The organism is Bradyrhizobium genosp. P (assembly GCF_049949265.1).
In the GTDB taxonomy this organism is placed as follows: domain Bacteria; phylum Pseudomonadota; class Alphaproteobacteria; order Rhizobiales; family Xanthobacteraceae; genus Bradyrhizobium.
In genome coordinates, this window is sequence record NZ_CP188195.1 from 5,036,851 (window position 1) to 5,056,905 (window position 20,055).

Annotated in this window: 15 protein-coding genes; 7 read left to right on the forward strand and 8 right to left on the reverse strand. The window is 63.8% G+C overall.

The genetic code is table 11. The features are described from left to right. Positions 1–21 precede the first annotated feature (21 nt). Positions 22–1,209 carry an acyl-CoA dehydrogenase family protein gene (locus tag ACP2YO_RS24390; protein WP_426433637.1) on the reverse strand — a complete coding sequence of 396 codons (1,188 nt, stop codon included), beginning with the start codon at positions 1,207–1,209 and terminating at the stop codon, positions 22–24. Between the two features lie 10 nt (positions 1,210–1,219). Continuing rightward, on the reverse strand, positions 1,220–2,626 hold the full coding sequence (locus ACP2YO_RS24395; RefSeq protein WP_426433639.1) for an MFS transporter: 1,407 nt from the start codon (positions 2,624–2,626) through the stop codon (positions 1,220–1,222). Positions 2,627–2,887: 261 nt separating this feature from the next. Here ACP2YO_RS24395 and ACP2YO_RS24400 point away from each other — a divergent pair, with 261 nt between their 5' ends. Beyond that, a complete protein-coding gene (locus ACP2YO_RS24400) occupies positions 2,888–3,139 on the forward strand; it encodes a PilZ domain-containing protein (RefSeq protein WP_426433641.1) in 252 nt (83 codons plus the stop codon). A 163-nt stretch (positions 3,140–3,302) separates the two neighbouring features. On the opposite strand, the gene ACP2YO_RS24405 is transcribed toward ACP2YO_RS24400, so the two are convergent. After that, the gene (locus ACP2YO_RS24405) at positions 3,303–5,372 is read right to left on the reverse strand and encodes an ATP-dependent helicase (RefSeq protein ID WP_426433643.1); all 2,070 of its coding nucleotides are present in this window, start codon (positions 5,370–5,372) and stop codon (positions 3,303–3,305) included. Between the two features lie 125 nt (positions 5,373–5,497). On the opposite strand from ACP2YO_RS24405, the gene ACP2YO_RS24410 reads away from it, so the two are divergent. Then, positions 5,498–5,755 (forward strand): hypothetical protein, encoded by a 258-nt coding sequence (locus tag ACP2YO_RS24410; RefSeq protein WP_426433645.1) that lies wholly within the window; start codon positions 5,498–5,500, stop codon positions 5,753–5,755. Positions 5,756–5,925: 170 nt separating this feature from the next. Here the strand turns inward: ACP2YO_RS24410 and ACP2YO_RS24415 are convergent, their stop codons facing one another. Both ACP2YO_RS24415 and ACP2YO_RS24420 read right to left on the reverse strand, forming a co-directional pair. Then, positions 5,926–6,180, reverse strand: a complete 255-nt coding sequence (locus tag ACP2YO_RS24415) for a hypothetical protein (protein ID WP_426433647.1) — start codon at positions 6,178–6,180, stop codon at positions 5,926–5,928. Between the two features lie 48 nt (positions 6,181–6,228). Further along, the gene (locus ACP2YO_RS24420) at positions 6,229–6,429 is read right to left on the reverse strand and encodes a DUF3072 domain-containing protein (RefSeq protein WP_426433649.1); all 201 of its coding nucleotides are present in this window, start codon (positions 6,427–6,429) and stop codon (positions 6,229–6,231) included. A gap of 61 nt (positions 6,430–6,490) precedes the next feature. On the opposite strand from ACP2YO_RS24420, the gene ACP2YO_RS24425 reads away from it, so the two are divergent. The 5 genes from ACP2YO_RS24425 (at position 6,491) to ACP2YO_RS24445 (ending at position 16,686) form a co-directional block, all read left to right on the forward strand. Beyond that, positions 6,491–6,796 (forward strand): hypothetical protein, encoded by a 306-nt coding sequence (locus tag ACP2YO_RS24425; RefSeq protein ID WP_426433650.1) that lies wholly within the window; start codon positions 6,491–6,493, stop codon positions 6,794–6,796. Positions 6,797–6,966: 170 nt separating this feature from the next. Next, positions 6,967–7,149 carry a hypothetical protein gene (locus ACP2YO_RS24430; protein ID WP_426433652.1) on the forward strand — a complete coding sequence of 61 codons (183 nt, stop codon included), beginning with the start codon at positions 6,967–6,969 and terminating at the stop codon, positions 7,147–7,149. Positions 7,150–7,454: 305 nt separating this feature from the next. Next, complete coding sequence (locus tag ACP2YO_RS24435) at positions 7,455–13,637, forward strand: HAMP domain-containing protein (protein ID WP_426443302.1); 6,183 nt, start codon at positions 7,455–7,457, stop codon at positions 13,635–13,637. A 16-nt stretch (positions 13,638–13,653) separates the two neighbouring features. Then, entirely contained in the window at positions 13,654–15,147 is a 1,494-nt protein-coding gene (locus ACP2YO_RS24440; RefSeq protein WP_426443303.1) for a sensor histidine kinase, read from the forward strand. A 195-nt stretch (positions 15,148–15,342) separates the two neighbouring features. After that, a complete protein-coding gene (locus tag ACP2YO_RS24445; RefSeq protein ID WP_426433654.1) occupies positions 15,343–16,686 on the forward strand; it encodes a PQQ-dependent sugar dehydrogenase in 1,344 nt (447 codons plus the stop codon). 26 nt (positions 16,687–16,712) lie between these two features. Here ACP2YO_RS24445 and ACP2YO_RS24450 read toward each other — a convergent pair whose 3' ends face one another. From ACP2YO_RS24450 to ACP2YO_RS24460, 3 genes are all read right to left on the reverse strand, one after another. Beyond that, positions 16,713–17,585, reverse strand: a complete 873-nt coding sequence (locus ACP2YO_RS24450; RefSeq protein WP_426433656.1) for an ABC transporter ATP-binding protein — start codon at positions 17,583–17,585, stop codon at positions 16,713–16,715. Continuing rightward, positions 17,582–18,382, reverse strand: coding sequence for an ABC transporter permease (locus ACP2YO_RS24455; protein ID WP_426443304.1), 801 nt, complete (start codon positions 18,380–18,382; stop codon positions 17,582–17,584). Before ACP2YO_RS24455 ends, ACP2YO_RS24450 begins: the two co-directional genes overlap by 4 nt. A 98-nt stretch (positions 18,383–18,480) precedes the next feature. Then, a complete protein-coding gene (locus tag ACP2YO_RS24460; RefSeq protein WP_426433658.1) occupies positions 18,481–19,902 on the reverse strand; it encodes an ABC transporter substrate-binding protein in 1,422 nt (473 codons plus the stop codon). Positions 19,903–20,055 lie beyond the last annotated feature (153 nt).

Sequence of the window (20,055 nt, forward strand, 5' to 3'; positions counted from 1 at the left end):
TGTTCTCCTTGATGTCCTGGATTAGACGAAGGCGAGATCGGCCTCGGCGCCCAGCATCCAGGCGCCGACGGTTTCGAAATGGCTGAGCCGGCCCTGCAGTTGCTGGGTCACGGTATGGATGTCGCGGAAGCGCCGCTCGAGCGGATGGCCATCGAAGATCGCGGTGGCGCCGGCGGCATTGTAGGCGAAATCGACGGCCTCCCTTGCCTTGTGAATGGCATGCGTCGCCGCCATCCGGATGGTCATGCGCTGCGCGACCGTGATGCTGTCGCCCGCAACCAGATCCTTCCAGATGTCGGCCATCGATTGCAGCAGGAAAGCGCGGGCGGAGCGCAGGTTGACCTCGGCCTGAGCCAGGCCCGACTGCACCACCGCATTGTCGCGGATCGGGCTCTTCATGCCGCGCGGCACCTTGTTGCGGGCGACGTCGATGAAAGTGTCGAGCGCGCTGCGCGCTATGCCGCAGGCCACCCCGGCAAAGCCGACCTGATAGCAGGTGTGGTTGCTCATCCGGTACAGCGGACCATCCTCGCGGCACTCGCGGTCGAACTCGCGGGTGATCGAATGATCGGAGCGAACGAAGAAGTCATTCAGCGCGAATTGATCGCTGGCGGTGCCGCGCAAGCCGACCGTGTTCCAGATGTCGGTCCATTCGACGTCTTCGGACCGCACCAGCATGGTGCGTTCGGCCTGTTCGCCATTGGCGTCGCGGAAGGGCGAACCGTCCGCTGCATAGATCGGGCAGTGCGCGCCGAGCCAGGTGGCGTGCCGGCCGCCTGACGCGAACGACCAGACCCCAGTGACGCGGTAGCCGCCTTCGCACGCGATCGCCTTGACCCTCGGGCCGGGGCCCCAGGCGAGCACCGCGCGCGGATCGGCAAAGATCTCCTGCGCGACCGGCAGGTCGAGATAGGCCGCCGACATCGCGCAGCCGCCGGCCTGGCTCAGGCACCATGCCGTCGAGGCGTCGGCCTTGGCGATGCTCTCGATGACGTGGAAGAAGGTCACGGGATCGGTCTCGATCCCGTTCGACGAGCGCGGCAGGAGCAGCCGGAACAATCCGGCCGCGTGCAGCCGGTCGAGCAGATCAGGCGGCAGTCGGCGCGTCGTCTCGATATCGTTGGAGGCGGCTGCAACTGCGCCCCTGACCGCCTCGGCAAGGGCGATCACGTCCTGATCGCCCGCAAGTTCCAGTGAAGATGCACTCATACCGCGTCCTCTAGGCTTGCTTGACCTTCGCGGGGGCCACGACGTCTGCGGCCCCGGTCAGTTCCTTGTCGATCTGCTCGATCGACTTGCCCCGGGTCTCGAGGCCAAAGAAGTAGTAGACGGCGCCCGCCATCAGGAACCAGCAGCCGAGATAGACGAAGGCGGTCGGGATCTGTGTCAGCGGCACGTCCGGCTTGAGGTAGTTGTTCGAGCCGACGATCAGGGCAAGGCCGACCGGACCGATGATCTTGCCGATACCGCCGAAGCCATAGGCCGAGCCCATGCCCGAGGTACGCAGATGCGAAGGCCAGACCTCCGCCGCATAGGGGCCGACGATCGCAAAGCCGCCATCGGCGAAGAAGAACGCGGCAGCCAGCAGCAGCCAGAAGGCGGACATGCCGAACAGCGTCGTGTCGTAGTGATAGCCGGCGATGATCGTAAGCGCACCCGCGCCGAAGCCGAGCAGGCCACCGGCGGTGCGGCGTCCCAACAGCTCCGAGAAATAGGCGAACGAGATGCGGCCGACGAAGCCGGAGATGCTGAGCAGGACCATCATCCTGGAGGCTTCCTGCGGCGAAACCTTGAGGAGCAGCACGAACAGCGAGGGCGCCCACAGCGTGATGCCGTAGACGCCGGTCTGTGCGCCGGCATTGCCAAGCCAGGAGACGATCAGGCTGCGGGGATATTTGAACAGCTCGAGCCAGTTCGACTTGATGATCGGACCGGCATCGGCCGCGCTCGGCAGCGGCAGCTCGGAGGGCTGCATCTGCAGCGCCCAGGCGAGCGACTTGCGGGCCTCCTCGTAGCGTCCCTGCCGGCACAGCCAGCGCGGCGACTCCGGAACCCACAGACGAACCAGCAGCACCAGCAGCGACGGCAACACCCCGATTGCAAACAGCAGCCGCCATTGGTCACTCCCTATCGTACCGCCGAGCACGGCGCCGAGTCCGACGCCGAGCGGGATCACGCAGGTGACGAGCCCGCCGACCCAGCCCCGCTTGTGCGAGGGCATGAACTCCTGGACCAGCGGCAGGTCTACGCAATAGAGCCCGCCGACCCCGGTGCCGACGAAAAAGCGCAGGACGGTCAGATAGACCCAGCCATTGTCGGGCGTAAAATAGAGCAGGCCGGTCGCGATCGAGAAGTTCAGCACCGTGCCGATGAACACGATCCGGCGGCCGATCCGGTCGGCAAGCCAGCCCCAGAGATAGGCGCCGAGGATCGCGCCGACGCCGGAACTCATCAGCACCGTGGCCGACTGGCCGAACGTGAGTTTCCAGGGCCCGACCAGGAAGGCGAGCACGAAGCCGATCAGGAAGTAGTCGAAGAATTCCAGCGCGTCGCCGATGATGGCGGCAGCAAGGATCTTGATCTGGTTCCCGGTCAGAGTCGTCCGGCGATCGAGAATCTCGAACATGGCGTCTCCCCTCGGCGCCTGTTCATTTTTGTCCCGAGCGGGCGTCGCGCCGCCGCACCGCTGATCAGGCAAGGCTATCCTTCCGGTGTCGCGATCGGCAAGCCCGGGCTTGCGCGGGGCTCATCTGCGCGCGGACGATACGGCGCAGCCTTACTGCCGCGCACAAATCGTGGTGCGAAAGCCCGGCGCGATAGGCCGGAGCCGTTGACTAATCCGGGCCAGTCGCCAAGCCTGCGCGAAGACGTTCGAGGGCTGGGTGGGATGGACGAGAAGCGCAAGCATCCGCGAACCGAGGTCAACGAACCCGGCTATGTCTCGTCGGGTGGCTCGGTCATGCCTTGCGTCATCGTGAACATCTCGGCTGAAGGGGCCGCGATCGAAGTCGAGAACCCGGCTTTCGTGCCCCATCGCTTTCGCCTGGTGACGGCGAATGACGCCTCTGAAGTCTACGAGTGCCGGGTGATCTGGACTAAGAAGACCCGGATCGGCGTCAGTTTCGTGGATACGCCTTGAGATCAGCGGGCCGGCAGGAACGGCCAGGCGAACAAAAAGACGGCTCCAGCGCGTCCTCAGGATTACGCGCTGGAGCCGTCTGGGATGGCCGTTTGCCGATTACGAACGTCGCTTCAACTCCGCCGCGGCAAGTTCGTTCCGGCCTTCCGAATTTTTAGGGAGGTCAGCGCCACATGCCGCGCATCCTGGCGCGGATGTCGATCGGTGGGGCGCGGTTGGCCGACGAGGGGCCTGAGGCGGACGCGCGAGGCCAGGTGGTGCGCTCGAACATCGGCAGCAGCCGGTCCGGGATGAAACGGGTGCGCGCGGCGTACATGTGGCGATCGCCCCTGGCGGCCTGGCCATGGACGAAGAAGCGCTGCGGCACCAGAAGGTGCAGATCGTCCTTGGCGCGTGTCATGGCGACATAGAGCAGGCGTCGTTCCTCTTCGAGTTCCGCTGACGTGCCGGCGCCGAGATCGGACGGCATGCAACCGTCGACGACATTGAGCACGTAGACGGACTTCCATTCCTGCCCCTTGGCGGAGTGGATCGTCGACAGGATCAGGTAGTCCTCGTCCAGCAGCGGCACGCCGGCCTGGTCGCTGGTCGCGTCCGGCGGATCGAGCGTGAGCTCGGTAAGGAAGCGCTCACGCGACGAATAACCCGCGGCAATCTGCTCAAGCTGGATCAGGTCGGCGCGGCGGACCTCGCTGTCCTCGTGGATGCGGTCGAGATGCGGCTCGTACCACAGCCGCGCGCGTTCGATGTCGACGGGCCATTCCGAATAGCGGAGGTTTTCGATCGCCTGCACGAACAGCCGCCAGTCATCGCCGGCGCGGGGCGGCGAGGGCAGCGAGGCGAGCGCGGCGATCGGATCGGCGGCCTCCGCCATGCGGTCGAGCACGCGCTGCGCCGAGGCCGGACCGACTCCCGGCAGCAGATGCAGGACGCGAAAACCGGCAACGCGGTCGCGCGGATTGGCGACGAAGCGCAATAGCGACAGCACGTCCTTGACATGCGCGGCGTCGAGGAATTTGAGGCCGCCGAATTTCACGAACGGGATGTTGCGGCGAGTCAGTTCGACCTCCAGCGCTCCGCTGTGCGAGGAGGTGCGAAACAGCACCGCCTGATGCTTCAGCAGCGCACCTTCCTCACGATTGGCCAACACCTGCTCGACCACGTAGCGGGCCTGATCGGCCTCGTCACGGATCGCGACGAGCTGCGGCTGGCGGGTCGAGGCACGGTCGGTCCACAGGTTCTTCGTGAAGCGTTCCTTGGCAAGCGAGATCACGCCGTTGGCGGCCGACAGGATCGGTTGGGTCGAGCGATAGTTGCGGTCGAGCGTGACGATCTCGGCGGCCGGGCTGAATTGATTGGGAAAGTCGAGGATGTTGCGCACGGTCGCGGCGCGGAAGGAATAGATCGACTGCGCGTCGTCGCCCACCACGGTGAGCCCGCGGCCGGCGGGCTTGAGCGCCAGCAGGATCGAGGACTGCAGCCGGTTGGTGTCCTGATATTCGTCGACCATCACGTGATCGAAGCGGCCGCCGATCTCCTCCGCCAGGGCTGCGTCGGTGACCATCTGCGCCCAGTAGAGCAGGAGGTCGTCGTAATCGAGCACGTTCTGCTGCTGCTTGGTCTCGACGTAAGTTGCGAACAGTTGCTTCAATTCGCTGGCCCAGCCCGCGCACCAGGGGAAGAACTGGCCCAGCACCGTTTCGATCGGCATTTCCGTGTTTACACAGCGCGAATAGATCGCAAGGCAGCTGCCCTTGGTCGGAAACCGGCTTTCGGTTCTGGAGAAGCCAAGGTCGTGGCGGACCAGATTCATCAGATCGGCGGAGTCTTCGCGGTCGTGGATCGTGAAGGCGGGATCGAGCCCGATGCGCTCTGAGAATTCGCGCAACAGCCGCGCGCCGATACCGTGAAACGTGCCGGCCCAATTCAGCGCATCCGTCATCACCGAGGCCTTGTCGCCGAGCACGCGCCGCGCGATGCGCTCGACGCGACCCGACATTTCGGCGGCGGCGCGCCGCGAGAAAGTCATCAACAGGATGCGGCGCGGATCGGCGCCGGCGACAATTAGATGGGCGACGCGGTGGGCGAGGGTGTTGGTCTTGCCCGAGCCTGCGCCCGCGATCACCAGCAGCGGCGCGCCAATGGTTCCCTCCGTCCCGACGCCGTGCTCGACCGCGCGGCGCTGTTCGGGATTGAGCGAATCCAGATAGGTTGTGTTGGCAATATCAGGCACGAATCACCCCCGCCTGACGCTAACAGACATGAAGCTAACAGACATGGCGGCGATTGGGACCGATGCGCCGGCGTGGGACGCAGAAATTAGATTGACATTAACGTGGCGCGCGGCACAACCGCGCCATGGGTGATGTATCCACTTCCGACACGCCGCTGAAGGCGACATTCAAGCTGCGGCTGAACGGCGAGACGGCGACGCTTGCGACCGTAGGCCAGGCCTATCGCTTCATCACCAATCTCAGCGCGGTCGAGTGGATGGAGTTCCGGACCTTGCACGGTGATGCCGTCAGCGCGCTCGAGCGGGCGGCCGGCGACGCCATGCTGACGGTGCAGGCGACCAACGCACTGCGCATGCTGTTCGTCCGCGCCAAGCTGCTCTGAATGACTCACAAAGAAATGGGCCGCCTTGGCCCTCCGAGGCGGCCCCAGATGGCGGCAGAAGCGCGATCAGCTTCGAGCCGTGATGTGTACCGCCGTTACCTTGTTTGCGGCCATGACGAAAACGGCCATACGAAACGGCGGTCGATTCGGCTGTAGCAGCAACACCACAGTCAGAGGCCGCCGTCGTCGAGCAGCCGATCGTAGAGCAAAGCCGACCTCAGGTTCATGGTTGCGATCTTGAGGTAGCGCGCCTCGCGCATGGCGTTGTTGAACATCATAATTGCGGTCTTCCAGTGCGACCGTTCGCGCTGGTCCGCGTTCAGCGCGGACAAATAGTCCGCAGCGTCACCGACCGTCTCAAGCGTCCGCCCATTCTTCAATGCGATCGAGAACGCAAGCGGCGATCGCCTCTCCAGTTCCAGCACGTGATGCCCCCCGGGGCAGACGCTGCCCGCGGCCGTGGCGTAGGCGCTTCAGAACGAGTACGCCAGTGCGATCTCCGCCTTCAGGGCGCTGATCCGCCGCTCGGCTTCCTCGAATGTCAGGTCGCGCGCATACTGCCTGGGCTGGTAGGCTTCCTCGGCGAGGCTCCTTAGCCGGGCGGCCTGGGCACGGGTCATCTGCCCGCCGAGACGCTCCGCAACCCCGCCGAATTTCACCGCTGCCATGCTCATGGTTCACCTCGTTGGTCCTATGTTGTATTGACAATATGTTCTATTTTTGTTCTAACACGCCATGGACAACAAGATCAATGAAATTCGACGCAAGATCAGCGCTTTGCGGGCCGAAATGACCTTGATCGAGGCTGCGATCCGGGATCAGATTAATCACGACCTCGACTGCAGCGAGGCATCGTATCGGCTGATGGCGATGCGGGCTGAGGTCGCCGAACTGATCGGCCATTGGAAGGCCGCCGGCGGCGGCGATCGGCTGCCGACCGTCCGCGAACGCCTGAGCCGAAGCCATGCGGAGCGTCCCGTCGCGAAGACGACGCCGAACAAAGACAAGTCCGGGCCGAGCCGCACCAACGTCCGGCTCTGACCGCACAAACTGCAATCAAGAGTTGCGCCACGTCGCATCGGCCGGCATTACCGCGGTTTCCGATCGGGAACCGAGGCGCGGGATCGGCATTGCCTCTGGGTAAGCCGTCGAACTCCATTGCACTGTCCAACGCAATGATCGCCGATCCGACCGCTCCAACGCGGCCATCGATGAATGACGATCGCAGTCCGCTCCTGACGCTGATGTCCTGCATCGGCTGCAGCGTGACGATGCGGCTCGAAGCCTGCTCCCCCGACAGCGAGGGCAAGGACATCCTTCAGTACCGCTGCGGTGAGTGCGGCCGGATCGAGCGGGTACATCTGGTCCGGCGAACCTGGCCACGTCGCTGCTAAACTCGATCGCGCGATAAAGTTCCACCGAATTGGAACTTTATCGTTCGACCGTGGTTATGTCCTGTTCGGCTTTCATCGAGATCATTCATACCGATTTCTCGCTTGATTAGATCACGGGCAGTCATTCTTATGGTTTTGCCGGTTCGCGCGAGTTTGCAGATTCGCCTCCGGTGTGCAGGGGAATTTCCATGACCGATCTCGGCTCCGCACCGCGCGCTCGCACCGAAGGTCGCCGCGCCAAACCACCAAACGGAAATAACGGAAATGCCAATTCCTCGCAGGACCTGCTGCAGTCGCTGCAGGCGATGCGCGCGGGCGATTTTTCGGTTCGCATGCGCGGCGACTATCTCGGTGTCGAGGGCAAGATCGCCGACGCCTTCAACGAGATCGCCGCCGCCAATGAGCGGATGGCCCAGCAGCTCGCGCGCGTCGGCCAGGTCGTCGGCCGCGAGGGACAGACCCGCCAGCGCGTCAACTTCGGGCTCGCCAGCGGCTCCTGGGCCGACATGGAAAGCTCGGTCAACACGCTGATCGACGATCTGCTGTGGCCGACCCGCGAGGTCACCCGTGCGGTCGCCGCGGTGGCGCAGGGCGACCTGCTGCAGACCGTGCAGCTCGATGTCGAGGGCAGGCCGCTGCGCGGCGAATTCCTGCAGTCAGCCAACATCGTCAACACGATGATCAAGCAGCTCTCGGTGTTCACCTCCGAGGTGACGCGCGTGGCGCGCGAGGTCGGCACCGAAGGCAAGCTCGGCGGCCAGGCCCAGGTGCCGGAAGTGACCGGCGTCTGGAAGGACCTGACCGAGAGCGTGAACTCGATGGCCAATAATCTGACCGGCCAGGTCCGCAACATCGCCGAGGTCACGATCGCGGTCGCCAATGGCGACTTGTCCAAGAAGATCACGGTCGACGTCCGCGGCGAAATCCTGCAGCTGAAGGAGGCCATCAACACGATGGTCGATCAGCTTCGCTCCTTCGCTTCGGAAGTGACGCGCGTGGCGCGCGAGGTCGGTACCGACGGCAAGCTCGGCGGCCAGGCGATCGTGCCCGGCGTGGCCGGCACCTGGAAGGATCTGACCGACTCCGTGAACGCGATGTGCGGCAACCTGACCGCTCAGGTGCGCAACATTGCCAACGTGACCACGGCGGTGGCGCGCGGCGACCTCTCGCGCAAGATCACGGTCGATGTGCGCGGCGAAATCCTCGAGTTGAAAGACACCATCAACACGATGGTGGACCAGCTCAATTCCTTTGCCTCGGAAGTGACGCGCGTGGCGCGCGAGGTCGGCACCGAGGGCAAGCTCGGCGGCCAGGCCCAGGTCCCCGGCGTGGCCGGCACCTGGAAGGACTTGACCGACAACGTCAACTTCATGGCCTCGAACCTGACCGCGCAGGTCCGCAACATCGCCGACGTCGCGACCGCGATCGCCGGCGGCGACCTGTCAAAGAAGATCACCGTGAACGTGTCGGGCGAGATCCTTCAACTGAAGGAAACGCTCAACACGATGGTCGACCAGCTCAACGCCTTCGCCTCCGAAGTGACGCGCGTGGCGCGCGAGGTCGGCACCGAAGGCAAGCTTGGCGGCCAGGCCAACGTGCTCGGCGTCGCCGGCACCTGGAAGGATTTGACCGAAAGCGTCAACTCAATGGCGTCGAACCTGACCGCGCAGGTCCGCAACATCGCCGAGGTGACGACGGCGGTTGCCGGCGGCGACCTGTCCAAGAAGATCACGGTCGACGTCCGCGGCGAAATCCTCGAGCTCAAGGACACCATCAACACGATGGTGGACCAGCTCAACGCCTTCGCCGGCGAGGTGACGCGCGTGGCGCGCGAGGTCGGCACCGAAGGCAAGCTCGGCGGCCAGGCGCTGGTGCGCGGCGTGGCCGGCACCTGGAAAGACCTGACCGACAGCGTCAACTCGATGGCCTCGAACTTGACCGGTCAGGTGCGCAACATCGCCGAGGTCGCGACCGCCGTGGCGAAGGGCGACCTGTCGAAGAAGATCACGGTGAATGTGTCGGGCGAAATCCTTCAGCTGAAGGAGACCCTCAATACGATGGTCGACCAGCTCAACGCCTTCGCCGGCGAAGTGACGCGCGTGGCGCGCGAGGTTGGCACCGACGGCAAGCTGGGTGGCCAGGCCCAGGTCACCGGCGTGGCCGGCACCTGGAAGGACCTGACCGACAGCGTCAACTCGATGGCGGGTAACCTGACAGCGCAGGTCCGCAATATCGCGGAAGTGGCGACCGCCATCGCCGGCGGCGACCTGTCTCGCAAGATCACGGTCGACGTCCGCGGCGAGATCCTTCAGCTGAAGGAAACGCTGAACACGATGGTGGACCAGCTCAACCGCTTTGCGGGTGAGGTGACGCGCGTGGCGCGCGAGGTCGGCACCGAGGGACGACTGGGCGGCCAGGCCAATGTGCCCGGCGTCGCCGGCACCTGGAAGGATTTGACCGACAGCGTCAACTCCATGGCCGGCAACCTCACGGCGCAAGTCCGCAACATCGCCGAGGTCACCACGGCCGTGGCGCGCGGCGACCTGTCGCGCAAGATCACCGTCGACGTGAAGGGCGAAATCCTCGAGCTGAAGAACACCATCAACACTATGGTGGATCAGCTCAACGCCTTCGCCGGCGAGGTGACGCGCGTCGCGCGTGAGGTCGGCACCGAAGGCAAGCTCGGCGGACAGGCCGAGGTGCCCGGTGTGGCCGGCACCTGGAAAGACCTCACCGACAACGTCAACTTCATGGCCTCGAACCTGACGGCGCAAGTCCGCAACATCGCCGAGGTCGCGACCGCCATCGCCGGCGGCGACCTGTCCAAGAAGATCACGGTGGACGTGCGCGGCGAGATCCTGCTGCTCAAGGACACCTTGAATACGATGGTCGAGCAGCTTCGCTCGTTCGCCGCCGAAGTGACGCGCGTGGCGCGCGAGGTCGGCACCGAGGGCCGGCTGGGCGGTCAGGCGGTAGTGCCTGGCGTCGGCGGCACCTGGAAGGACCTGACCGACAACGTCAACCTGCTGGCGGCCAACCTCACCACACAGGTCCGCAATATCGCCGAGGTCACCACGGCCGTGGCGCGCGGCGACCTGTCGCGCAAGATCACCGTCGACGTGAAGGGCGAAATCCTCGAGCTGAAGAACACCATCAACACCATGGTGGACCAACTCAACGCCTTCGCCGGCGAGGTCACCCGTGTCGCGCGCGAGGTCGGCACCGAAGGCAAGCTCGGCGGACAGGCCGAGGTGCCCGGCGTCGCGGGCACCTGGAAAGACCTGACCGACACCGTCAACGTGATGGCGGCCAACCTGACCGAGCAGGTGCGCGGCATCGTCAAGGTGGTGACCGCGGTCGCCGACGGCGACCTGAAGCAAAATCTAACAGTGAAGTCGAAGGGCGAGGTGGCCGCGCTCGCCGACACCATCAACAACATGACGGAGACGCTTGCGACCTTCGCCGACCAGGTGACCAGCGTGGCGCGCGAAGTGGGCGTCGAGGGCCGGCTCGGCGGTCAGGCCAATGTGCCCGGCGCGGCCGGCACCTGGAAGGACCTGACCGGCAACGTCAACCTGCTTGCGGCGAACCTGACATCCCAGGTACGCGCCATCGCGGAAGTGGCGACCGCCGTGACCAAGGGCGACCTGACGCGATCGATCCAGGTCGACGTCCGTGGCGAGGTGGCGGAGCTCAAGGACAACATCAACACCATGATCGGCAACCTCCGTCTCACCACGGAGCGCAACACCGAGCAGGACTGGCTGAAGACCAATCTGGCGCGCTTCACCAACATGCTTCAGGGACAGCGCGACCTCGCGACCGTGGGCCGCTTGCTGCTGACCGAGCTTGCGCCACTGATCAACGCCCATATGGGCGTGATCTATCAGGTCGACAATCCGGAGAGTCCGCAACTGCGGCTGCTGTCGGCCTACGCCAATGACACCACCAATCCGCATCCGCAGATCGTGCAGTTTGGCGAGGGGCTGATCGGGCAATGCGCGCTCGACAAGCGCCAGCGCTTCGTCTCGGACATTCCCGGCGATGCCGTGCCGATCAATTCGGCGTTGATACGGGTCATGCCGAAGAATCTGGTCGTGTTTCCGGTGCTGTTCGAGACCCAGGTCAAGGCCGTGATCGAGCTGTCCACGATCGCGTCCTTCACGACGTCGCAAATCACCTTCCTCGAACAGTTGACCGACAGCATCGGCATCGTACTCAACAGCATCGAGGCGACGATGCAGACCGAAGCTCTGCTCAAACAGTCGCAGCAGCTCGCCGGCGAACTTCAGACCCAGCAGAAGGAACTGCAGCAGACCAACGATCAGCTCGAGCAGAAGGCCCAGCAGCTCGCTGAGCGCAACGTCGACGTCGAACGCAAGAACCAGGAAATCGAACAGGCGCGTCGCGCGCTGGAAGAGAAGGCGACCGAGTTGTCGCTGACATCGAAATACAAGTCCGAGTTCCTCGCCAACATGTCGCACGAGCTGCGGACGCCGCTGAATTCGATCCTGATCCTCGGCCAGCAGCTTACCGAAAACGCCGATGGCAATCTGACCGGCAAGCAGGTCGAGTTCGCCCGCACTATTCATGGCGCTGGCACCGACTTGCTCAACCTGATCACCGATATCCTCGATCTCTCCAAGATCGAGTCGGGCACCGTGACGGTCGACGCAGAGGAGATCCTCACGTCGAGCCTGCTCGAGACGGTGGGGCGGCCGTTCCGGCACGAGGCGGAGAACCGCCATCTCTCGTTCGGCATTGATGTCGACGGCAACCTCGCGCGCAGCATGGTCACCGACTCCAAGCGGCTGCAGCAAGTGCTCAAGAACTTGTTGTCGAACGCGTTCAAGTTCACGGCCGAGGGCGGCGTGAAGATGACCGTGTCGGGCGCCATCGGCGGGTGGAGCGCCGAGCATCCGATTCTCAACACCGCGCCCGCGGTCGTGGCCTTCGAGGTGACGGATACCGGCATCGGCATTCCCCAGGACAAGCAGAAGCTGATCTTCGAGGCGTTTCAGCAAGCCGATGCCGGCACCAGCCGCAAATACGGTGGCACCGGCCTTGGCCTTGCCATCAGCCGCGAACTCGCGAGCCTGCTCGGCGGCGAGATCCATCTGCGCAGCGCGCCCGGCAAGGGCAGCACGTTCACGCTATACCTGCCGCTGAAATATTCCGGACCGACCGTGGCGCTTCGTCCGCAGGCCTCGTCGATGGCAATGCCGCACACGGCGGCCCCGTCGCTGCAGGCGTCGTCCACGCAGGAGCGCGTGATCGAGCAGCTGGCGGACGACCGGCTCGATCTCGAACCCGGTGACACACTTCTGTTGATCGTCGAGGACGATCCACACTATGCGCGGGTTCTGGTCGATCTGGCACGTGACAAGGGCTTCAAGGTGCTGGTTGCAAACCACGGCGGGGAGGCGCTCGACCTCGCCAAGCAGTTCCAGCCGAGTGCGGTCTCGCTGGACGTGTTCCTGCCTGACATGCTCGGCTGGACGGTGCTGAGCCAGCTCAAGCACAATCCGCTGACCCGTCACATTCCGGTCCAGATCATCACCCTCGACGAAGACCGGCAGCACGCGCTGGCTCGCGGTGCGTTCTCCTTCGTCAACAAGCCGACCACGACCGAAGGCGTCAGCGCGGCGCTCTCGCAGATCAAGGAATACGCGAGGCCGCGCCGCAAGCGCCTGCTGATCGTCGAGGATAATGCTGCGGAACAGCTCAGCATCAGGGAACTGCTCGGACACGCGGACATCGAGATCCTCACCAGCGACACCGGAGCAGGGGCATTGACGACGCTGCGCGAACATCCCTGTGATTGCGTCGTGCTCGATCTGCGATTGCCCGACATGAGCGGTTTCGAGGTGCTCGACCATATTCGCAAGGACGACACGCTTTCGAATGTTCCTGTCGTGGTGTTCACGGGACGGGAACTTTCGGCGGAGGAGGATGCGGAACTTCACACCATGGCGCGGAGCATCGTCGTCAAGGGCGTTGAATCGCCGGAACGGCTGCTCGATGAAACGTCACTGTTCCTGCACCGTGTGATCACGGAATTGCCCGTCGAAAAACAGAGGATGCTGGAAAAGCTCAATAGTTCCGACGAGGATCTCATTGGCAAGACGGCACTGCTGGTCGACGACGACGCCCGCAACATCTTCGCGCTCTCCAGCGTGCTGGAGCGGCGCGGTATGAAAGTGCTGACTGCGACAACCGGTCACGAGGCGATCTCACTGGTCGAGTCCAATTCGAGGATCGCGATCGTCCTGATGGACATCATGATGCCGCAGATGGACGGTTACCAGACCATCGGCGCGATCAGGCAGAACTCAGCGTTTGCGCGGCTGCCGATCATTGCGCTGACGGCGAAGGCGATGAAGGGCGACCGCGAGAAATGCCTGGAGGCGGGCGCATCCGACTATCTGGCAAAACCCGTCAACACCGAGCAACTGCTGCTCGCCATCCGCATGTGGCTTCACCGCTGATCGGCGATCGATAATGATGGACCACGAAAAGATCAACATTCTTCTGGTCGATGATCAGCCGGCCAAGCTGCTGGCTTACGAGGTCATCCTGAAGGAGCTCGGCGAGAACCTTGTCGTCGCATCGTCGGGCCGCGACGCGCTCGAATTCCTGCTCAAGAACGAAGTCGCGGTCATCCTGGTCGACGTCTGCATGCCCGAGCTCGACGGCTTCGAGCTCGCGGCGATGATCCGTGAGCATCCGCGTTTCCAGAAAACCGCGATGATCTTCATCTCGGCGATCCAGGTCAGCGATATCGACCGGCTTCGCGGCTATGAGATGGGCGCCGTCGACTATGTTCCGGTTCCGGTCGTACCGGAAGTGCTGCGCGCCAAGATCCGCGTGTTCGCCGAACTCTACCGCAAGACCCGCCAACTGGAGCGTCTCAACGCCGAGCTTGAAGATCGCGTGCGTGCGCGCACCGCCGAGCTCGAGCAGTCGACCACGCGCCTCGTCGAAAGTGAAGCCCGTCGCAGCATGGCGATCGCGGCGGGCAAGATGGGGTCGTGGGACTGGGACTGGGTCAACGGTGACTGGATGTGGGACGAGGGCCAGTACAGGATCTTCGGCGTCGATCCCAAGTCCTTCAAACTATCGTCCGACAATATCCAGCGGCTGTTTCACCCCGAGGACGTTGACGAACTTCGGCAGGCCTGGGCCGGCTTTGGCCACGGCATGACGTCATATGAAGCCGAATTCCGGGTGATGCGGCCGGATGGCGAAGTCCGCTGGTGCGTCGGGACGGCCGCGGCCACCAGCGACAGGAACGGCAAGGTGGTGCGGGTGAGCGGCGTGACCGTCGATATCACCGAGCGCAAGCGAGCCGAAGAGCGCCAGAGCCTCCTGACCCGGGAAGTCGATCATCGCGCCAAGAACGCGCTTGCGCTCGCGCAATCAATCGTGCGGCTGACACGCGCGCAGAACATGAACGCCTATGTGCAGGCGGTCGAAGGGCGCATTACCGCACTGGCACGGGTCCATACCGTGCTGTCGCTGTCGAGCTGGCAGGGCGCCGAGATCCGGCGGCTGGTGACCGAGGAAATCGCGCCCTATTTCGAGGCCGGGCAGATCCAGATCGAGGGTGGCGAGGTGCAGTTACAGCCCGCGACTGCGCAAACGTTGGCATTGGCGCTGCACGAGCTCGTCACCAACTCCGCCAAATATGGCAGCCTGTCAGCATTGCCAGGCCGGCTCGCGATCACCTGGGAAGTGCAGGACGAAACGTTGATCCTGGCTTGGGTGGAATCCCGTGGCCCCAAGGTGACCAAGCCGACGCAAAAGGGGTTCGGCACACGAAGCGTCATCGCGAGCATCGAGACGCAGCTTGGCGGACAGGCGGATTTCGATTGGCGGACAGAAGGTCTGATCTGCCGCCTGACCGTTCCTCTCAAGGCCGCCATCCCGGAAGGCGCGACCTACCGCGATCTGGCAAAACCTGAGCGCCAGCCTGGGCACAGTTCCCGAGCCGTGTAGCGATCTCATTTAACTGCAATCGAGCATTGGACCTCGCGGTTAAGAGGTCAACACCAGCGCTTGCCATCCTCGAGCGAACGCCGCGGACGGCGCCTCCACGAGGACATTAAGCCGCAGACGACATTGTGAAGGGAGCCGGCGGCAAATCTGCGCTACCAACGGCCGCAACGACGACGCAATCGCGCGAGAACCAGCATGCGAGGACTGAGCTTTGCGGGCACGAGCATTTTCGTCATCGCGCTCGCTGTGCTGGCCATCGGGCGGTCGAGTGCCGAGCCGGTGTTGAAGGGCACGGAGGCCTTTGGCGACTGGCAGCGCGACAAGCCTGGCACCATCAGGTTGATCACGCCGCAAGACTTGCCGAAGCCCGGCGCCACGGCCTCCAGCAGCAATGCGTCTCGCGTCGTGCCGAGACCGGAATCCGCCGTTCCGCAGGTGCCGGCAGGGTTCAAGATCGAGCTGTTTGCTGCGGGGCTCAGCGGCCCGCGGATCATGCGCACCGCGCCGAACGGAGACATCTTTGTCGCTGAAACCGGGCCCGGCCGCATCCGCATTTTGCGCAGCGCCGACGGCGCCATCAAACCGGTAACCAACGAAATCTACGCCGGCGGCTTGAACAAGCCGTTCGGTATTGCGTTCTTCCCGAGCGGAGACAATCCGCAATGGCTCTACGTCGCCAACACGGACAGCGTCGTCCGCTTCGCCTATCGCAACGGCGACCTCAAGGCGTCGGGGAAACCGGAGACGATCGTTGCCAATCTTCCGCACGGCTACGGCCATTCCACGCGCGACATCGTGTTCACGCCTGACGACAAGCGGATGCTGGTATCGGTCGGTTCCGCCGGTAACGCCGGCGAGGGGCTGGGCCGGCCGGCCGAAGGCATCGAAGCCTGGACCCGTGATCGCGCGCTCGGCGCCGCCTGGGGCTCTGAAACCGATCGCGCCGCCGTGCTCAGCTTCGATCCCGACGGCAAGAAACAGAAACTGTTCGCGACTGGCATCCGCAATTGCGTGGGACTGGCGATCCAGCCCGGGACCGGCACGCCATGGTGCTCGACCAACGAGCGCGACGGCCGCGGCGACAATTTGGTGCCGGACTATGTAACGCGCGTGCGCGAAGGCGCGTTCTACGGATGGCCGTGGTACTACATCGGCGCCAACGAAGATCCTGCACATGTCGGCGAGCGTCCCGACCTGAAGGACAAGGTGACGATCCCCGACGTTCTGTTGCAGCCACACTCGGCCTCGCTCGGCCTGACCTTCTACACCGGAAGCAACTTTCCGCCCGACTACCGCGGCGATGCCTTCGCGGCCGAGCATGGCTCGTGGAATCGATCCAAGCGGACCGGCTACAAGGTCATCCGCATCCGCATGAAGGTTGGCGCGCCGACCGGAGAATATGAGGATTTCGTCACCGGCTTCGTCGTCGCCGACAATAAGGTCTGGGGACGTCCGGTCGGCATTACCGTGGCACACGACGGCGCGCTGCTTGTCTCGGAAGACGGCAACGGCACGATCTGGCGCATCAGCCACAATTAGACGAACCCCAGCGGCGTCGCCGATGCCTAGATCACGTCGGCCAGTGACTGGCCATGCAGCTCGATGTTGAGGCCCTGCATGCCGAGATCGCTGATCTCGCCGCCCATTGCCTTAAGGCTTTCCTCGCGGATCAGCGACATCAGCCCGCGCCGCAAGGCGAGGAATTCCGAGGACATCATCATCGACTGTTGCCGCGGCCGTTCCAGCGGAATCGGAATCTCGGCCTTGATCGAGCCCGGACGCGCCGTCATGCAGTAGACGCGGTCGGACAGGAAGATCGCTTCGTCGATGTCGTGGGTGACGAACAAGACCGAGATCTTCAGCCGCTGCCACATGTTGGTGAGGATCTGCTGCATGATGACGCGCGTCTGCGCGTCGAGTGCGCCGAACGGCTCATCCAGCAGCAACACCTTGGGTCCGGTTGCGAGCGCGCGGACGATGCCGACGCGCTGCTTCATGCCGCCGGACAGCCGCTCCGGATAGTGCTTCTCGAACGCCTCAAGGCCGGCAAGCCCGAGCAGGGTGCGTGCCGCGCGTTCGCGCTGCGACCGTTCCATGCCGCGCATTTTCAGGCCGAATTCGACATTTTCCCGCACCGTCTTCCATGGGAACAGCGAATATTGCTGGAACACCATGCCGCGCTCCGCGCTCGGTCCCTTGACCGGCTCGCCATCGACCGTGATGGTGCCTTCGGTCGGCTTCAGGAAGCCCGCGACCGCGTTCAGGAACGTCGACTTGCCGCAGCCCGAGGGACCCACGATCGAGACGAACTCGCCGGGATTGACATGGATATCCGTGTTGGTGACTGCCGCGACGGAGCCGTCGAGCGTCTCGTAGCTCAACGCAAAGTTCTTGACCTCGATGCGACCACGGACGGGTCTGGTCTCAATCTCGCTCATGTGCGCCCCCAGGGCATAGCGAGCCGTCCAACGGCCCGGATCAGCAAACTCGACGCGAGCCCAAGCACGCCGATCGCGATCATGCCGAGTGCGATATCGGGATACTGGACCAGCGAATACGCTTCCCAGGTGAAGTAGCCAATGCCGTATTGGCCGGAGATCATCTCGGCGGCGATCAGCGAGACCCAAGCGACGCCCATGCCGATCGTCAGCCCGGTGAAGATGTGCGGCAGCGAGGCTGGGAAATAGACCTCGCGGAAGATTGAGGCCTCCTTCGCGCCGAGGCACCGCGCGGCCCGCACCAGCACCGGATCGACCAGCGTCATGCCGTGCAGTGTGTTGACCAGGATCGGGAAGAACGAGCCGAGGAACGTGATGAAGATGATGCTCTGCTCGTTGGTCGGCCATAGCATGATAGCCATCGGCACCCAGGCAATCGCGGGAATCGGACGCAACACTTCCGAGACCGGGAAGACTACCTCATGCACCAGCTTGAAGCGGCCCATCACCAGACCAAGCGGCACGCCGACCAGCGCGGCCAGCGAAAAGCCGAGCAGGATGCGACGGCAACTCAGCACGATGTGCATCAGGAATTGGGGCTCGTGGATCGCTCTGGCGAAGCTGTCATAGACGGCGAGCGGCGAGGGCACGTTGGTGAAACGGACGAAGAACACGACGCGGTATTTGGTCAGGAGATGCCACGCGAGCAGGAACACCATGAGCGACGCGATGCCGATCAACGTCGCGCGGATCCGATCCCTGTTAAGCCGGTACCAGCGGCCGGCGAGCACGCCCATGCTGGCCGTGGCGGCAACGGGCGCTGGAGCCGGCGGCTCCGTCGCAGTCGCCGTAACCACGGCGGGTTCCTCCTGGCGGACAAGTGCGGGGCTGCTGCTCACGTCTTGCCTCCGCCGACCGCCGATTTCACCGCGTCCTCGAATCCCAGGACCTTGCCGCCGCTCTTGGCGGCATAGGCTTCGGCGTCCTTCTTCAGGAGGAACGGCGCAATGTCGCCGCCGCCGACCGCAAAGAAGGCCTGGTCGGCGAACAGCTTGATTCCGCGTGTGGTGTCGAAGACGTAGGTAACGTTGATCTTCTTGCCCTTGGCCTTGAAGTCAGCATAGGCGCCGAGCGTGCAACTGGCGCTGGAGAACGGCAGGATGCCTTCGCCATCGACCCAGACCTCGCCGGATTTGCGCGGTTCAGTGACCGGCTTCTTGCAGAAGGTGTCCTCACCTGAAAGCTCATAGTTCTGCGTGCTGGCGAGCTGCGCGTCGTAGTCGAGCTTCAACTCGGCATAGGCCTTGCGGACGTAGGAATCGTCGACCCATTTCTTCGGATCGAACTCCTTCATGCGCCCCAGATTCTGCAGTACTTTTACGTCGGTCGCGGCGGCATCGATCAAGGCCGGCTTGATGGTCGGATCGGTCGTCATGTTGCCGCTCGGGCCGAGGAAGATGTAGACTACTTCCTTGTTGATACCGGTCCACTCCTGGATCTTCTCGGCAGCCTGTTTCGGGTCTGCGCGCAGCCACTGATTGGCCGCTATGATTGCCTTGATGTAGGCAACCACGACCTCCGGATATTTTTCGGCGAAGTCGGAGCGCACGACCACGCCATGCCAGGTCGGCAGGTTGGTTTCGACGCCGTCAAAGATTTTTCGCGCGTAGCCACGGAACGGCAGCAGCTCGGCGAACGGAACGAAGTCGGCATGCGCGTCGATCTTCTTTTCCTGCAGATTGGTCGAACCGACCTCAGGGCTCTGGCTGACAAGCTGGAAGAAATCGGACGGATAGCCGCGGTCCTGCATCGCCTTCAGCACCATGCCGTGCGCCGCCGAACCGAAGGGAACGCTGACCAGCTTGCCCTTCAAATCGGACAGTTCGTAGTAGGGCGAATCCTTGTGGACGACGATGCCATTGCCCGAGCCCGACATGCTGTAGGCGGCGACCGCGATCAGGCGGCTTTTGCTCTCCGGATTGTTCTCGAAGGTGAAGCCGTTGACGACGAGCGGATAGTCGCCCATCGCGCCGAATTGCAACTTGTTGGCCATCATGCCGTTGGTGACGGGCGGACCGGAGGTGAAGTTCTGCCATTCCAGTTCGAACTTGATGTTGGCGTATTTGCCTGACGTCGGCAGGTATTTCTCGAGCAGATGCAGTTGCCGGATCACGACGCCCGTGGTCACCGTATTGGTCGTGGTGTCCTGGGTGCCGATCCCGATGGTGACGGTCTCCGCGGCCGCGGGGCCGGCAAACATCAGGGCCAGGGCGGTCGCCGACAGCGCGATCGCGCGTGCTGGTACATGGCGGAGCATTCTCATCCTCGCTCGGTTGGATATGCTGATGCCGCCATGATTGGTTGACCCGGTGATCTGGGCAAACGCGGACTTGTCCTCACGGTCGATTAGTTGCCGGGAAAGGGCCGATGCACACCTGTTGGGCAGATTTGCTGCAGGACGCCAATCGGA

What these genes read in the sequence shown, in the direction of transcription:
- ACP2YO_RS24425 (WP_426433650.1), top strand. Translation starts at nt 6,491, where the DNA reads ATGGACAACAAGATCAATGAAATTCGACGCAAGATCAGCGCTTTGCGG.
- ACP2YO_RS24450 (WP_426433656.1), bottom strand. Translation starts at nt 17,585, where the DNA reads ATGAGCGAGATTGAGACCAGACCCGTCCGTGGTCGCATCGAGGTCAAG.
- ACP2YO_RS24460 (WP_426433658.1), bottom strand. Translation starts at nt 19,902, where the DNA reads ATGCTCCGCCATGTACCAGCACGCGCGATCGCGCTGTCGGCGACCGCC.
- ACP2YO_RS24455 (WP_426443304.1), bottom strand. Translation starts at nt 18,382, where the DNA reads ATGGGCGTGCTCGCCGGCCGCTGGTACCGGCTTAACAGGGATCGGATC.
- ACP2YO_RS24410 (WP_426433645.1), top strand. Translation starts at nt 5,498, where the DNA reads ATGGGTGATGTATCCACTTCCGACACGCCGCTGAAGGCGACATTCAAG.
- ACP2YO_RS24420 (WP_426433649.1), bottom strand. Translation starts at nt 6,429, where the DNA reads ATGAGCATGGCAGCGGTGAAATTCGGCGGGGTTGCGGAGCGTCTCGGC.
- ACP2YO_RS24390 (WP_426433637.1), bottom strand. Translation starts at nt 1,209, where the DNA reads ATGAGTGCATCTTCACTGGAACTTGCGGGCGATCAGGACGTGATCGCC.
- ACP2YO_RS24435 (WP_426443302.1), top strand. Translation starts at nt 7,455, where the DNA reads ATGCGCGCGGGCGATTTTTCGGTTCGCATGCGCGGCGACTATCTCGGT.
- ACP2YO_RS24400 (WP_426433641.1), top strand. Translation starts at nt 2,888, where the DNA reads ATGGACGAGAAGCGCAAGCATCCGCGAACCGAGGTCAACGAACCCGGC.
- ACP2YO_RS24445 (WP_426433654.1), top strand. Translation starts at nt 15,343, where the DNA reads ATGCGAGGACTGAGCTTTGCGGGCACGAGCATTTTCGTCATCGCGCTC.
- ACP2YO_RS24440 (WP_426443303.1), top strand. Translation starts at nt 13,654, where the DNA reads ATGGACCACGAAAAGATCAACATTCTTCTGGTCGATGATCAGCCGGCC.
- ACP2YO_RS24430 (WP_426433652.1), top strand. Translation starts at nt 6,967, where the DNA reads ATGAATGACGATCGCAGTCCGCTCCTGACGCTGATGTCCTGCATCGGC.
- ACP2YO_RS24395 (WP_426433639.1), bottom strand. Translation starts at nt 2,626, where the DNA reads ATGTTCGAGATTCTCGATCGCCGGACGACTCTGACCGGGAACCAGATC.